At 49.9% G+C, this 13834-nt stretch carries 16 protein-coding genes, 6 tRNA genes and 1 rRNA gene; 21 read left to right on the top strand and 2 right to left on the bottom strand.

Annotated features, from left to right (window positions below; translation table 11 throughout):
* The 21 genes from rrf (at position 1) to ACESLK_RS24985 (ending at position 12444) form a co-directional block, all read left to right on the top strand.
* Positions 1 to 116, top strand: a 5S ribosomal RNA gene (gene rrf / locus ACESLK_RS25085).
* Between the two features lie 43 nt (positions 117 to 159).
* A tRNA-Thr gene (locus tag ACESLK_RS25080) sits at positions 160 to 235 on the top strand.
* 16 nt (positions 236 to 251) lie between these two features.
* Positions 252 to 326 (top strand) — tRNA-Glu (locus ACESLK_RS25075).
* A 24-nt stretch (positions 327 to 350) separates the two neighbouring features.
* A tRNA-Val gene (locus tag ACESLK_RS25070) sits at positions 351 to 426 on the top strand.
* A gap of 14 nt (positions 427 to 440) precedes the next feature.
* Positions 441 to 515: transfer RNA gene (locus ACESLK_RS25065), tRNA-Gln, on the top strand.
* A gap of 5 nt (positions 516 to 520) precedes the next feature.
* A tRNA-Lys gene (locus ACESLK_RS25060) sits at positions 521 to 596 on the top strand.
* 34 nt (positions 597 to 630) lie between these two features.
* Positions 631 to 713, top strand: a tRNA-Leu gene (locus tag ACESLK_RS25055).
* A 245-nt stretch (positions 714 to 958) separates the two neighbouring features.
* Complete coding sequence (locus tag ACESLK_RS25050; protein ID WP_373232459.1) at positions 959 to 1114, top strand: hypothetical protein; 156 nt, start codon at positions 959 to 961, stop codon at positions 1112 to 1114.
* Between the two features lie 18 nt (positions 1115 to 1132).
* Positions 1133 to 1366, top strand: coding sequence for a hypothetical protein (locus ACESLK_RS25045; RefSeq protein ID WP_373232457.1), 234 nt, complete (start codon positions 1133 to 1135; stop codon positions 1364 to 1366).
* Complete coding sequence (locus ACESLK_RS25040; RefSeq protein ID WP_373232456.1) at positions 1366 to 2706, top strand: ISL3 family transposase; 1341 nt, start codon at positions 1366 to 1368, stop codon at positions 2704 to 2706. Before ACESLK_RS25045 ends, ACESLK_RS25040 begins: the two co-directional genes overlap by 1 nt.
* A gap of 204 nt (positions 2707 to 2910) precedes the next feature.
* Positions 2911 to 3147, top strand: coding sequence for a hypothetical protein (locus ACESLK_RS25035; RefSeq protein WP_373232455.1), 237 nt, complete (start codon positions 2911 to 2913; stop codon positions 3145 to 3147).
* A gap of 198 nt (positions 3148 to 3345) precedes the next feature.
* Positions 3346 to 4653: an ABC transporter substrate-binding protein gene (locus tag ACESLK_RS25030; protein ID WP_373232454.1), complete on the top strand. Its 1308-nt coding sequence runs from the start codon at positions 3346 to 3348 to the stop codon at positions 4651 to 4653.
* Between the two features lie 70 nt (positions 4654 to 4723).
* The gene (locus ACESLK_RS25025; protein ID WP_373232453.1) at positions 4724 to 5617 is read left to right on the top strand and encodes a carbohydrate ABC transporter permease; all 894 of its coding nucleotides are present in this window, start codon (positions 4724 to 4726) and stop codon (positions 5615 to 5617) included.
* Positions 5618 to 5623: 6 nt separating this feature from the next.
* Positions 5624 to 6460, top strand: a complete 837-nt coding sequence (locus ACESLK_RS25020) for a carbohydrate ABC transporter permease (protein ID WP_373232460.1) — start codon at positions 5624 to 5626, stop codon at positions 6458 to 6460.
* A gap of 36 nt (positions 6461 to 6496) precedes the next feature.
* A complete protein-coding gene (locus ACESLK_RS25015; protein WP_373232452.1) occupies positions 6497 to 7444 on the top strand; it encodes a sugar kinase in 948 nt (315 codons plus the stop codon).
* 13 nt (positions 7445 to 7457) lie between these two features.
* A complete protein-coding gene (gene hxlA, locus ACESLK_RS25010) occupies positions 7458 to 8090 on the top strand; it encodes a 3-hexulose-6-phosphate synthase (RefSeq protein ID WP_373232451.1) in 633 nt (210 codons plus the stop codon).
* On the top strand, positions 8087 to 8641 hold the full coding sequence (gene hxlB / locus ACESLK_RS25005) for a 6-phospho-3-hexuloisomerase (protein WP_373232450.1): 555 nt from the start codon (positions 8087 to 8089) through the stop codon (positions 8639 to 8641). Before hxlA ends, hxlB begins: the two co-directional genes overlap by 4 nt.
* An 18-nt stretch (positions 8642 to 8659) precedes the next feature.
* On the top strand, positions 8660 to 9994 hold the full coding sequence (locus ACESLK_RS25000) for a hypothetical protein (protein WP_373232449.1): 1335 nt from the start codon (positions 8660 to 8662) through the stop codon (positions 9992 to 9994).
* A 35-nt stretch (positions 9995 to 10029) separates the two neighbouring features.
* The gene (locus tag ACESLK_RS24995) at positions 10030 to 10302 is read left to right on the top strand and encodes a hypothetical protein (protein ID WP_373232447.1); all 273 of its coding nucleotides are present in this window, start codon (positions 10030 to 10032) and stop codon (positions 10300 to 10302) included.
* Positions 10303 to 10352: 50 nt separating this feature from the next.
* Complete coding sequence (locus ACESLK_RS24990; RefSeq protein ID WP_373232446.1) at positions 10353 to 11435, top strand: LacI family DNA-binding transcriptional regulator; 1083 nt, start codon at positions 10353 to 10355, stop codon at positions 11433 to 11435.
* Positions 11436 to 11664: 229 nt separating this feature from the next.
* Complete coding sequence (locus tag ACESLK_RS24985) at positions 11665 to 12444, top strand: polysaccharide deacetylase family protein (protein ID WP_373232445.1); 780 nt, start codon at positions 11665 to 11667, stop codon at positions 12442 to 12444.
* 61 nt (positions 12445 to 12505) lie between these two features.
* On the opposite strand, the gene ACESLK_RS24980 is transcribed toward ACESLK_RS24985, so the two are convergent.
* A complete protein-coding gene (locus tag ACESLK_RS24980) occupies positions 12506 to 12724 on the bottom strand; it encodes a hypothetical protein (protein WP_373232444.1) in 219 nt (72 codons plus the stop codon).
* Positions 12721 to 13827: a GerAB/ArcD/ProY family transporter gene (locus ACESLK_RS24975; RefSeq protein WP_373232443.1), complete on the bottom strand. Its 1107-nt coding sequence runs from the start codon at positions 13825 to 13827 to the stop codon at positions 12721 to 12723. The genes ACESLK_RS24980 and ACESLK_RS24975 overlap by 4 nt, the downstream gene beginning before the upstream one ends.
* Positions 13828 to 13834: the final 7 nt, after the last annotated feature.

Here is a 13834-nt window from a genome sequence, read left to right as displayed (position 1 = left end):
CTGGTGATGACGGCGGAGGGGTTCCACGCGTACCCATCCCGAACACGACCGTTAAGCCCTCCAGCGCCGATGGTACTTGGACCGCAGGGTCCTGGGAGAGTAGGACGTCGCCAGGCCGGAGCAATTTGTTCTCTATCGCTGTGTATAAGTAAGGACCATGCTCTCATAGCTCAGTAGGTAGAGTGCATCCATGGTAAGGATGAGGTCACCGGTTCGATCCCGGTTGAGAGCTCCATTTCCCTACTATCCATGGCCCCTTGGTCAAGTGGTTAAGACACCTCCCTTTCACGGAGGTAACAGGGGTTCGAATCCCCTAGGGGTCACCATTTTCTTCATACCGCAAGCGCCGTGGAGGCTTAGCTCAGCTGGGAGAGCATCTGCCTTACAAGCAGAGGGTCGGGGGTTCGATCCCCTCAGCCTCCACCATATTTTCCTTCCGTTGGGGATTAGCCAAGCGGTAAGGCAACGGACTTTGACTCCGTCACTCCTAGGTTCGAATCCTAGATCCCCAGCCACTCTCGAGCCATTAGCTCAGTTGGTAGAGCACCTGACTTTTAATCAGGGTGTCGAAGGTTCGAGTCCTTCATGGCTCACCATTCTTCCGACACCGGGTAGAATGCAAGCAAACGCGCGCGTATGGCGGAATTGGCAGACGCACCAGACTTAGGATCTGGCGGGAAACCGTGGGGGTTCAAGTCCCTCTACGCGCACCAAAATCTTGTTTCTAAGTGACCCTCCAAAGAAGGGTTTTTTTATTTAGGCAGACTTTTAAATACCGATTTCATGAACAAGTAATTGGCGTTATGATGTAAGGGCAAGAAAATTGGGCTCTTCGGATAGTTTGGTTGAAAAGTCCATAATGTAATTTGAATATAAAATCGGATTACATGGTTGACAACCCCCCTAACCGATGGTATGATGTAAATGTAAACAAAATCGGATTTGGAGGTTGATGGATATGAAAGGGACAGTATTCATGAACGGAATCGACACAGAAAGATTCAATCAATGGTTGGTGAATGATTATCGCATGTTTCGAGAAGAGTTTGATGGTCTTGACGTTGAACAGCAACTTGAAATCATCGAACAATACGAAAACGAAAATCGTCCGTAAGGAGAGGAGGAAATGGTCATGAATGGCACAGAAACTCCTCGGATGCAAGTTGTAATGGTAAAAGAGAGTGAATTGAGAACATACGAATATCATTTAAATGGTGCCGAAGTTGTCGCAGTGTTTAATCATCAAGGTGGAGAGCGTTACCCGATGACATTCCGTAAAGGTCGAACACGCACGATTTACACCGATAAAACAGGTTCTTATATCAAGTTGGACAACTATAAACACTACTTGGAGAACATGGTGTAATGGACATATTAAGCCTCCCTAAATTCAATGTCGTTCAAGTCGCTGAAAATGAACATGACTTCCAGATACGGGTGGAGACGAACTCTCCACCTCTTGCCTGTCCTCATTGTGGATGCGTAGCGAACCTCTATAAGCACGACAACCGTGAGCAGTTGAGTATGGACTTACCTATCCATGGAAAGCGTGTAGGGCTTCTCGTAAAGCGTCAGAGATATCGGTGTAGAGATTGCAACCAAACCTTCTGGGAACGCTTAGACCACACGATAGACGAGAAGAGAAACTGTACTAAACGATTATTGGCTTACATTGAGAAGCAAAGCCTTAAACGAACGTTTGTCAGCATATCTGAGGACGTTGGGCTTAACGAAAAGACGATACGAAACATCTTTCGTGATTACATTAATCGCCTGGAAGAGACATTACGGTTCGAAACTCCTAACTGGCTCGGTATTGACGAAATCCACATCATCAAGCCTCGTTGCGTTTTGACCAACATTGAAGAACGAACGTTGTTAGATGTTCTTCCCAATCGCAATAAGGAGACCGTTATAGGCTACCTCTCACGCCTTCCAAACAGAGGGCGAATACAATACGTCACTATGGATATGTGGCAACCATACAGGGACGCTGTGAGGGCTGTACTGCCCAATGCTACAATCATCGTAGATAAGTTTCACGTTGTCCGAATGGCGAATCAGGCATTAGAGACTATCCGTAAACAGCTTAGAGAGGGCTTATCGCCTAAGCAACGGCGTGGGCTTATGCACGACCGCTTTATCCTCCTGAAACGCCATAAAGAGCTAACAGAGATGGACAAGATAACGCTTGACCTGTGGACGAAGAATCACCCCTCTCTCGGGACTGCATATGACTTAAAGGAATCCTATTTCGATATTTGGGAAAGCGACACAAGACAAAAGGCGTTCCTCAAATACCACGATTGGAAATCCAAGATACCAAAGGAACTGCAATCCGCTTTTGAGCCTCTTACAAAGGCTATGGCGAACTGGGAGACAGAGATATTCGCTTACTTCGACCATCGCATCACAAACGCCTATACGGAGTCTCTGAACAGCCTTATACGTGTGATGAATCGTATGGGTAGAGGATACTCGTTTGAAGCTCTTAGAGCCAAAATGCTCTTTACAGAAGGTCTTCAAAAGGAACGCAAGCCCAAGTATCAGAAGCGAGACTTCCTTGCCGACCTTGACCGCTACGATATGAACTATCCTTCGTTTGATAGAATGCCTCCTGTTGGAGTTGTTCGTGAGCGTAGCGAATTGCCTCTTGGTATCGACATTTCCACCTTGATTGAGAAATTGGAGAAGGGCGAGTTATAAGCCCTTTTCCACTATAAAATCCGAATACCCGAAAATTGTCGGAGCGTTTTGCTCGCACCATTGGCAACGTGGTGTTCCCTGCCGGAGGGACCATAATCAATCTCCGTGTTTACCGAATTTTTTTACTACCCAACAAGAACAACTCTGATGTCGAAAGCATCAGGGCTTTTTTCATGCAAGGAAACGCTGTACAACGGAGTAATAATGATAACTTCGAAATGGATGACCGTTTTTAATGGAACAAGCTGGACGCAAAAGGTTGAAAACAGCGATTATCTTTCTAATCCGGATCAGTATTTGTTGGAGCGAAAACGGGTCGCCGCCATTGCGGCTGCACATTTTCGCCATGGTGTGGCGAAAGGTATGGGGCGAAACGCGAACGCCGGGGATTCGAGCCAACATACGGATGAAGAACCCCCCTCGATGACAGCTCGGAAATAGGTATTATCCACAAAAATAGGCTTGTCAAATGGGAGCGCATCCACTATGATAATAACATAAACCGATTTAGTAAATCGGTTTATGTTAAAGCTTTTCACAGAATGACAGCATTTCTTCACAAGGAAAACAAGGAGGACAGAGAGAGAATCGATTGCAGTACGTTCATGGCTTTATCTACTTAAGGGAGGCATAACTTACATGAAATCGTGGAAATTTCTATTAGTCGCTTTGGTTGTTGCCGTGGTTACAGCTTGCGGGAACGGCAATAGCAAGAACAGCGAACCAACGGCCAGCAATGGCAACAATACAGAAAACGTCGGCAAAACCGTCGAAATTGTCATGCTGAACTCCAAAGGTCAGATTCACGAAGAGTTTGAGAACGCAGCAGAAGCCTTCATGAATGAAAACCCGAATATCAAGGTGAATATCCTCACCGTGCCAAGCGGACAATCTCCGTTCGAGAGAGCCTCCGTCCTGTACTCGTCCGGAACGCCTGCTACTCTGAACATGCTGGATGCGGGGGACATTCCTAAATTCAAGGACAAGGCGTTGGATCTGTCCGGAGAACAATGGGTGAAGGACTTGGCCGCTCCTAACGAGCTGGACGGCGCGACCCTTGCATTCCCGTTCGCGGTAGAAGGTTACGGTCTGGTGTATAATAAAGCGGTCGTGGAAGAGGCAACGGGAGGTACATTCGATCCGGCATCGATAAAGTCTTTGGCCGATCTGGAGGCATTGTTCCAAACGATTGAGAAGTCGGGCATTTCCCCTATTCTTGTCGGAAGCATGCCATGGTCGTTAGGAAATCACTTCCTGCCGCTATCCTACGCAACGCAAGACGGTGGAGACACGGCTGCATTCCTCGCCAAACTGAAGGCCGGGGAAGCGAATCTCGCGGATAACGCAAGCTTCAACGGATTGATTGACACTTTCGATCTGATGAAAGCCTACAACGCGGGCAAAAAGGATTCGCTGGCGGTAACCGCCGAAAATATTGCCGCTGCCGTAGCGAATGGAACCTCGGCTTTCACATTCAATGGGAATTGGATGATCAGTCAATTGCACGAAGTGAATCCTGACGGCGAATATGCGTTCTTGCCGGTACCGATCGACCATGCGATTAATCCTAAAGCCGTCGGATCGATCGCTGTAGGCGCTACGAAGCAGATCTTCATCGATAAGAGCGAAAGCACCCCGGAGCAGCAAGCGGCGGCTAAGCAGTTTTTGGAATGGTTTGTATACAATGAGACCGGACAAGACTTCCTGGTCAACAAAATGGGAATCATCCCAGCAACTTCGAATAACCCGCTCGAGCCGTCCGACTCGCTCGGAAAGTCCATCAAGAGCTACATGGACAGCGGATTGACCATCTCGTTCGCGGCTAACTACGTGCCGGGCGATCACTCGAAGGAAATCGGAGCATCGATGCAAAAGTATTTGGCCGACAGCACGGATCGCGCAGGTTTAGCCAAAGAAATCGAGGCCTTCTGGAAGGGCAAGGAGTAAGCCGGACCAAAGAATGTGGTGGATGTGAGATCACCTCCATCACATTCTTTATTATTGAGGAAGAACTGGAGTGATCGTGTTGAATGCGAAGAAGAATTTATTCAGAAACACGGGAAGGCAACTCTTTTATACCGGTCCGGCGATCAGTATTTTTGCGGCTGTCATCCTTGTTCCATTTATATACGGAATCTATCTTACGTTCTTCAAGTGGGACGGCATAGCGTCTCAGATGCCCTTCGTCGGCGTTACGAATTATTTGGACGTATTTCGCGACAATGCCTTCTGGAAGTCCATGGCGCTAACCCTTCGGTATGTGGCGATATCGGTTCTCCTCATTAATGGAATAGGATTTCTGCTCTCTTATTTGTTAGTCACGTGGATGAAAAGACAGAATTTCCTTCGTGCTTCGTTTTTTGCTCCGAGTCTAATTGGCGGATTGGTGCTCGGGTTTTTGTGGCAGTTTATTTTCCACAATTTCTTCGTAAAGATCGGCGATCAATTCGGCTGGGAGCTCTTCAGCAAATCTTGGCTGGGAAATGAAAAATTAGCTTTCTGGGCGCTTGTGATCGTCACGGTATGGCATTATGCGGGCTACATGATGGTTATTTTCATTGCCGGATTGATGAATGTGCCTAAAGATATTATGGAAGCGGCTACCATCGACGGGGCGGGCAGGTGGAAGCAATTGTCACGAATGATTCTCCCGCTGATGGTTCCCTCCTTTATCGTCACTGTCTTCTTGTCTCTGCAACGCAGCTTTATGGTCTACGATCTTAACTTTTCTTTAACGGAAGGCGGACCCTACGGAAGTACGATCCTAGCTTCGATGCATGTGTTCGACAAAGCGTTTCGCAGTTACAATTACGGGTTAGGCCAGGCAGAGGCGTTCGTCCTGTTCCTGATCGTGGCGATCATTACGATTACCCAAGTGTATTTCAGTAAGAAAATGGAGGTCGAACATTAAGTGCACATCACGTTATGGCTTCGGAAGCTCCCGGTATATGTGATCGTACTCCTGGCTTTGCTTCTGTTTATGTTCCCCTTTATGCTGCTGCTGCTGAATGCGTTCAAGTCCAATGCCGAGATTATTGAATCGCCCATGAGCTTTCCAAAGACCTTCCATTTTGAAAATTTCAAACTGGCCATCGAACAGATGAATTATTTCGGCAGTTTTTTAAATACAGTGTTTATTACATTTACAAGCGTGCTGATTATTTTACTGTTCTCTTCGATGACGGCTCATTATTTCGTTCGTAATCGCACCCGATTCAATAACACCATGTTTTTGTTGATGGTTTCTTCCATGATTATCCCCTTTCAGGCGATTATGATCCCGCTCGTCAGCGTGTACGGGAAGATGCTGGGCTGGATAAGCGGAGCGCCGCATCCCGCGCTAATCTTTATGTATGTCGGCTTCGGTACGCCGCTGGCCGTATTCATTTATCATGGTTTTATCAAAAGCGTTCCGCTGGAGCTTGAGCAAGCTTCGCTTATCGACGGCTGCAACGGCAGGCAGACCTTTTTCAAAATCGTACTGCCGATCGTGCTGCCCACATCGGTGACCATTGGAATTCTGCATGTCCTGTGGATCTGGAACGACTTCCTGCTGCCGTTGATCGTGCTGCAGAATGCGGGTAAGGCCTATCTGACGCTGCCCCTTGCCATTCAGGTGTTCAAGGATATCTACTCCACGGATTACTCCAAATTCCTGCCGGGCATCCTGCTCACGATCATGCCGGTGCTCGTTATTTATCTGTTCGTGCAGCGGTTCATCATCCAGGGAGTAACGCAGGGAGCGGTAAAGTAGCAACGGAGATTATACCTACAGAAAAGAGAGATTGCCTTGAAGAAGGATTTGGATGTCATTACGATAGGCGACGGAATGGTAACCATGAATCCCCGCAGCAAGGGACCGTTGCGCCATGTCAACGAATTTGAGCGCAAGGTAGGAGGAGCCGAACTGAATCTGGCCATCGGTTGCGCCAGGTTGGGACTCAGAACCGGTTGGATCAGCCGACTGGGCAATGATGAATTCGGCAAGTACGTGTATCATTACGCTCGCGGCGAAGGCATTGATGTAACTCAGGTCGAACTACTGGAGTCCTACGCCACATCCGTGAATTTCAAGGAAATTCGCGAAGACGGAAGCGGGCGGACCTTCTACTATAGATCGGATTCGCCGACGTTGACGATGTCGGAGGAGGATATTCACGCCGAATACATTAAGCGCTCCCGCGTCTTGCACCTTACAGGGGTGTTCTCCGCAATTCGCAAGCATGATATGTCGGTCATTATGAAGGCGATTCAGCTGGCTAAAGAACATGATGTTCGGGTTTCCTTCGATCCTAACATTCGATTGAGGCTATGGTCGAAGGAGGAGGCGAGGTCGGCGCTGACCGAACTGTTGCCCTATGTCGATATTCTGTTGACCGGCGAAGAGGAGGCGGCCCTGCTGCTGGACACCGCCGATGTCAACGAGATGCTGGCTGAATTCAGGAGGTATGGCATTTCCCACATCGCGATTAAGCAGGGAGAAAGAGGATGCACGGCAGTCCGCGGACAGGAAGCGATCCGCATGCCGGCCGTGCCGGTTCCGCAAGTGGTGGATACGGTCGGAGCCGGAGACGGCTTTAATGCCGGGTTTCTGCTGGGTTATTTGAACAATTGGCCTTTGGAGCGAGCAGCCGCATTCGCCAATAAAGTCGGCTCTATGGTGGTAAGCGTTTCTGGAGATAACGAAGGTCTTCCTTACTATGAGGAAGTGGTAGCAAGCGAAATATTGGAACGATAGGCGGGGATGCTTCGTGAAGCTGCAAGTGGCACTGGATCGATTAACTGAGGAACAATGCCTGCTTATGTTGGAGGAGATCGGCGATCTGGCGGAGTGGATCGAGATCGGAACAGGCGTGATTAAACAATATGGCATGGCTATTGTTGCAAGGATCAAGAAGGATTGGCCCAATGCGGTTCTTGTAGCCGATATGAAAACCTGCGACGCTGGAAGAAGCGAATCTTCTCAAGCTTTTCTAGCAGGGGCGGACGTGACGACGGTGATGGCCTTTGCGGATGACCGGACAATCGCAGAATCCTTGCAAATCGCCGACCAGCAGGGCAAGCAAGTCATGGTTGATTTATTGGGAGTCGTCGACCTCGAACGAGTGAATCGGCTCTACGAGCTGGGAGTCAGACTCTTCTCCGTGCATCGCGGCAAGGATATGCAGGAGCTTCCCGAACAGGCTTATACGGGTATTCCGATGATGGAGCATCTCCGCAAGCTATCGGACGTCCGATTCTCCTATGCGGGAGGGGTCGACGAGCACGCGATAGCGCGGCTTCGCCCGTACCGGCCGGATGTGCTGATCGTGGGCAGCGCCATTACGGGAGCGCCGGACCGAAGAGCGGCAGCGCTAAGAATACAGGGGGAAATGACGGGATGAAAGCATTGCTTAAGAGCATTATGGACGAAATTGCAGGCGTATTGGGGAATGTGGACGAAGCAAAGTGTCTGGCCTTTGCGGAGAGAATCGGCAAGGCCAAACGCATTTTTATTGCGGGAGAAGGACGATCGGGATTAATGGGCAAGGCGTTCGCCATGCGGCTCATGCATGCCGATTATCCGGCCTTTGTCGTAGGTGAGACGATTACCCCCAATATTGAACAAGGAGATATGCTGCTTGCGATCTCGGGATCGGGCACGACGGGCAGCATCCAGCTCTACGTCAGCCAGGCCAAGCAGATCGGAGCCGACATTGCGCTGATCACCACGAACGAAACCTCGCCGTTAGCCGAGAGCAGCGACTTTGTACTGCGGTTGCCTGCGGCGACGAAACGGCGCTTGGCGGATGAACCGGCGACGATGCAGCCTTTGGGCAACCAATTCGATCAAAGCTTGCACCTGTTGCTGGATGCGGTCATGATTCATATCGTCCGGGCGTCATCTTCGGATCCGCAGGAGCTGATGGCCAAGAGACACACGAATTTGCAATAAGGGGAGCGTGGACGCAGGATGAAGCTATACAATCATATCGAGCTGCCGGAGCAATGGCCGCCGCGCAACGCCGAGACGACGCTGGACCAACCGCCTTCCAAGGAGTACAGAAAGCAGTGGCCGGATGTCGTGAATATTACCGTGGGAAGGCAGCTGTTCGTAGATGATTTTCTTATTGAATCGACCGATTTGACCCGGGTGTTCCACCAGCCGACGCTTGGCGATCAGCCCGTATTTGTTCCGGAGACTCCGTTGGAGATGGATGGAGGAAATATTCCCTGCGCCTGCCCGTTCAACGACGGCATCTTCTACGACGACGAGGACGGAAAGTTTAAAATGTGGTATCAGGCCGGCTGGTTTGACGGCGTGGCGTACGCCGAAAGCGACGACGGGATTCATTGGAAGAGATTGACGGAGATCGATGCGGCCCGCTCGACCGATCGGGTCATTCCGGTGGAGCAAGGAGCACTGCGCGACGGAGCTGCGGTCTGGATTGATTATCATGCCGCCGAACCGGATGAAAGGTACAAAATGATGGTCTTCTTCCGCAAATTCGGAGAAGAGCCGGTGACGTATTTGACCATGCCCAAGCACTTCCACGATGTCCCCGGCTCCCTACCGCCTAAGGAGACGATCAAGCTGTACAAGTCGGCTAACGGCATCGATTGGGCAGAGGCCGGCGAGACCGGGATGGCCGGGGATAACTCGACCTTCTTCTATAATCCGTTTACGCGGAAGTGGGCGTTCAGCTTAAGAACCTTCTCGGCCTTGGACAGCCGCGTGCGGACCCGGGGATATTATGAGACGGACGATTTCTTCCGCAGAACGCAATGGAAAGCCGAGGACATTCGGTTCTGGGCCCGAACGGATATCTATGACAGGCCCGATCCCGAGCTCGGTTATTATACGCAGCTGTACAATCTGGACGCTACGCCCTATGAAAGCCTCATGTTAGGAGTGTATACCGTATTCCTTGGCCCGCCGAACACGGTCTGCGAACGCACCGGAAGTCCGAAGATCAACGATCTCAAAATCGCGTTCAGCAGAGACGGGTTTCATTGGGATCGTCCGACTTATGAACCGTTTATCGCCTCTTCCAAGGTTGCGGGGCGCTGGGACAACGGCTATGCGCATGCTCCTAACGGGGTATGTCTGGTCGTAGGGGACGAGCTCTATATTTATGTATCCTTTTTCTCCGGAGTTTCCCCCAATCTGGGCGTTCATGAATATGCGGGAGGCTCTCTTGGACTTGCGAAGCTAAGGAGAGACGGCTTCTCCTCCTTGACGGATGGCGGTCAAGGCGGCAGCGTGACGACCAAGAAGCTCGTTTTCTCGGGGGACCGTCTATTGTAAATGCGGATGCCGCGCAAGGCAAGCTTTATGCAGAGGTGCTGGACGAAGACGGAGCGGTCATTCCCGGGTTTTCCAAGAATCAATGCGAGCCGTTAGGGGGCGACAGCACTTGTGCGCAGATTCGTTGGGTTGGAGGAAATCTGGAAGCGATGGCGAATCGTACAATTAGGCTGCGTTTTTATCTGGAGAAGGCGTCTTTATACGCGTTCTGGATAACGGCGGACGAAGAAGGGCGCAGCGGCGGTTATATGGCCGCGGGCGGTCCGGGCTTCCATCAAGGTCGGGATGTCGCAAGACACGGCGAGTAAGGCTTTTCGGTCCGGATGGAACATGAAATCACGGTTTAGGTGGGGAAGTAATGGCAAAAGGGAAAAGAGCGACATTGTCCGATGTGGCCAAGTCTTCGAACGTATCCAAAAGCACCGTGTCGCAGTACTTGAATCATCGCTACGAGTATATGTCCGCCGAGACTAAGGCCAGGATTGAAGCTGCGATTAACGAGTTGGATTATCAGCCCAATATTTTAGCCAGAAGTCTCAAACAAAAAACAACGGCAACGATCGGCGTGATCGTGGCCAATCTTCTCCATCGGTTTTCGACTGAAGTGACCCGCGCTATAGAGGACTACTGCCATCATCATGACTATCATGTGATTATTTGCAATACGGATGAAGATCCGTCCAAGGAAAAGAAATACGTGGAGATGCTTATCGCCAAACAAGTGGACGGATTAATTATTGTTCCGACATGTCAAAACATGGAGCTGTATCAGAGGTTTGTAGACGACCATTATCCGGTTGTTTTTCTTGATCGAAAGCTGGAAGGACTTCCTCTCTATACCGTCGTTATGGATAACATCCGTTCCTCCTACATCTGTACGTCGCATCTTATTGCTCACGGGCATGAAAGGATTGCCATCATGACCCCTCCGCGCCACATCAGTTCTCGCGCGGAACGAATCGAGGGCTACGAGGCTGCGATGCGCGATCACGGCCTCCCGATCCGCCCGGAATACATCAAGAGTACGCGCATTGACGAAGCGATACCGGAGCTGGAGCGAATGCTGTCCATGGAAGAGCGTCCGACCGCCCTGCTGGCGGGCAACGACTTGATTCTAATGGAAGTGTTGAGCTATATGATGGGGAAAGGAATTCGGTTTCCTGAAGATATTGCGCTTGTGCTGATCGATGAGGTTAACTTCACCGACTTTCTTCCTTCGCCGTTAACTACGTTCAAGCATCCTGTCGGTCATATGGGTCGAAAAGCAGCGGAAATGCTGCTCGATCAAATCAAAACGCGACAGACGACGGTCGAACCGGAATCTCATCTCGTCGTTTTCAAGGGAAGCTTACAGGTGCGAAAGTCATGCGGGGGCCCGATCCCGCATCGCCAGGCTCCGGGCACGCAGGATGAGGATGAAGCGATAGGGATGGAACAATAAGCCGACAGATTGTGAATGTAGACCATGACCGTACGCTCGTCGCTCAGCCCGTCGAGGTCCTCGTGCCGGCTCCTTGGATCAGGATATTTCCATGTCAAATCGTCCAAATTAGAATGGACACGATCTGAATGGAGGTACACCAGAGATGAACCTGAAAAGATGTTTTATCCCTATCCTATTCGTTCATGCTCTTCTTTCCGCATGTTCCAATTCTACCCAGGAGCAACAAATGCACACTCAAAACGCGCCATCTGGAATTAAAATGCGGTCCGAATATGGGATGAAGAGCGCCTCCGGCAACATGCATGCGCTGGCGGGAGGTTCCGAGACGACAGAACGCGTTCTTCGCCCGATCAGCAATTATGAGCTCCAGAAGAAATTCCCGAATATTCTTGTGCTTCGCGGTTCCTTGCAGAAAAATCTCATCGCTTTGACGTTCGACGATGGTCCTGACCGCCGGTTCACTCCACAAGTGCTGGATGTTCTTAAGAAGTACAAGGTGAAAGCGACATTTTTCTTGATGGGCTCCAGAGTAGCCGGTCATCCGGATATCACGAAAAGGATTCATCAGGAGGGTCATTCTATAGGCAATCACACGTATTGGCATCCAAAACTGTGGCAGGAAAGCATTGACCGCATGAGGTGGGAGGTTACGCAAACAGACGCTGCAATTAAAAATGTGGTAGGGTATTCGCCGAAGCTCTTTCGTGCGCCATACGGGGGACTGAATGATCAGCTTCTAGCGGAACTTGGGAAAATGAATTTCAGTGTCATCGGTTGGTCTGTGGATTCCATGGATTGGACGCAGATCGATTCCGCTGCCGTGAAGAAAAATGTTTTAAGTAATTTGCATCCGGGAGCTATCGTTCTCATGCACAGCGGCGGTCACTGGACGCAGGACCTTTCAGGGATGGTCCAGGCGCTGGATGAACTAATTCCCCGCCTAAAAAAGGAAGGCGCGGAATTTGTCACGATTCCGCAAATGTTTAATCTGCCGGAAAGGAAATAAACTGATTTCGTTGGAAGCCAGCTCCCGAAAGGCGATTAAGCCATTTACCGGGTGAAAATCTTCATTTGTAGTTCAGATGCAAGAGATCTTTAATGACGTATTCGATTCCCTTCACAGGACTGGGAATAGGGACATCCAGCAGTTGCAATAAAGCGAGAAGGAAGGTTGGGAGCAGGAAGAGCGAGAAAACAGCGAGTTCGCGCCAATATTTTTTGCGGATAAGAGCGGGGACTTCCAACCAAACGACAACCGCGAAAAAGACGAGCAGCAAAAAAATCATAGGCGCACTCCTCCTTCCCGTGTCCGCGGCAACCGACGGATTATGGCGAGTCCAAGCGTGATCACCGGCAGCGAGTAAAACAGCATGGCGTAGATGGGCCATATATTTACCCCTACATACATTTGTTCTGCAGCCGCATCATAGAGGAGGATCGAGAAGCTGACGCTGAAAATAGCGATCGGAAGCACCAAAGGTTCATACGACCTCAATCCGAAAATTTGGGCAAACCCGAGAGCGGACGCATAAAAGAGAACGCTGATCTTGATGAATACCGTGACTAACAGGACGATTGCAACGAGCAGCTCCATTCTGGTAATGATGTGCGCGATATCGATCAGGCGGACCGCTTCGAACGAAGGAGAAACCAGAACGTTGGTAAGAATGCCGAGAGCGGCAATATCCCGGACAACAAGAATCGCCAATGTGGCCGCTCCAATCGTCAAGCCCCATAATACGGCGCTTTTTGCTTGTTTGATCTTATTCACGTAAGGAGCGATCATCAGGAAAACCATTAGCTCTCCGAAGGGAATTGCAAACATGATATGAATGCCATGAAAAAAATCCTTCAAAGGCAACTCAAACAAAGGGAAAAAATGGTTGACTTCCATTTCGCCGAGCAATAAAAAAAAGGTTACAACGTCGACGAATATCGTAATGGCTACGGTAATTACCGCAATTCGGGCAATGGTTTCAATTCCGCTTCTGACCGCCCACGCGCATACGGCGATGAACATAATGAGAAATACGGTTAAAGGCGTTTTCGGGTACATATAGGTGACAAAAAAATCTCCGATAAATCTCAAATTATGCGAAATCACTTGAAAAGGGAACGAAACGAACAGAATGGACAACCCTTTGCCCAAGAAAGTTCCGTAAACCGACTCCAAGATTTGAACTATGTTCTGACCGGGAAATCGTTGGACGAGGGAGATGCAGACCCACACGAACGGCAGAGTCGCCGCTAAACCGGCTAGAACAACGAGCCAGGAGTCGTGTTTAGCCACATTGTAAGCAAACGCGACAACCAACGATGCTCCTTGAACAAATGCTGCTGCCATAAACAGCAATTGCGAGCTTGAAATAATCCCCTTCTCTACTCTCATTAACAGT

The sequence above is a fragment of the Cohnella sp. genome (genome assembly GCF_041640265.1).
Lineage (GTDB): Bacteria > Bacillota > Bacilli > Paenibacillales > Paenibacillaceae > Cohnella.
This window is presented reverse-complemented; position numbering and strand designations above follow the sequence as displayed.

Coding starts and splice junctions, on each gene's coding strand:
- ACESLK_RS25050 (WP_373232459.1), top strand. CDS start 959: ATGAAAGGGACAGTATTCATGAACGGAATCGACACAGAAAGATTCAAT.
- ACESLK_RS25045 (WP_373232457.1), top strand. CDS start 1,133: ATGAATGGCACAGAAACTCCTCGGATGCAAGTTGTAATGGTAAAAGAG.
- ACESLK_RS25040 (WP_373232456.1), top strand. CDS start 1,366: ATGGACATATTAAGCCTCCCTAAATTCAATGTCGTTCAAGTCGCTGAA.
- ACESLK_RS25035 (WP_373232455.1), top strand. CDS start 2,911: ATGATAACTTCGAAATGGATGACCGTTTTTAATGGAACAAGCTGGACG.
- ACESLK_RS25030 (WP_373232454.1), top strand. CDS start 3,346: ATGAAATCGTGGAAATTTCTATTAGTCGCTTTGGTTGTTGCCGTGGTT.
- hxlB (WP_373232450.1), top strand. CDS start 8,087: ATGAAAGCATTGCTTAAGAGCATTATGGACGAAATTGCAGGCGTATTG.
- ACESLK_RS25000 (WP_373232449.1), top strand. CDS start 8,660: ATGAAGCTATACAATCATATCGAGCTGCCGGAGCAATGGCCGCCGCGC.
- ACESLK_RS24990 (WP_373232446.1), top strand. CDS start 10,353: ATGGCAAAAGGGAAAAGAGCGACATTGTCCGATGTGGCCAAGTCTTCG.
- ACESLK_RS24985 (WP_373232445.1), top strand. CDS start 11,665: ATGCACACTCAAAACGCGCCATCTGGAATTAAAATGCGGTCCGAATAT.
- ACESLK_RS24980 (WP_373232444.1), bottom strand. CDS start 12,724: ATGATTTTTTTGCTGCTCGTCTTTTTCGCGGTTGTCGTTTGGTTGGAA.
- ACESLK_RS24975 (WP_373232443.1), bottom strand. CDS start 13,827: ATGAGAGTAGAGAAGGGGATTATTTCAAGCTCGCAATTGCTGTTTATG.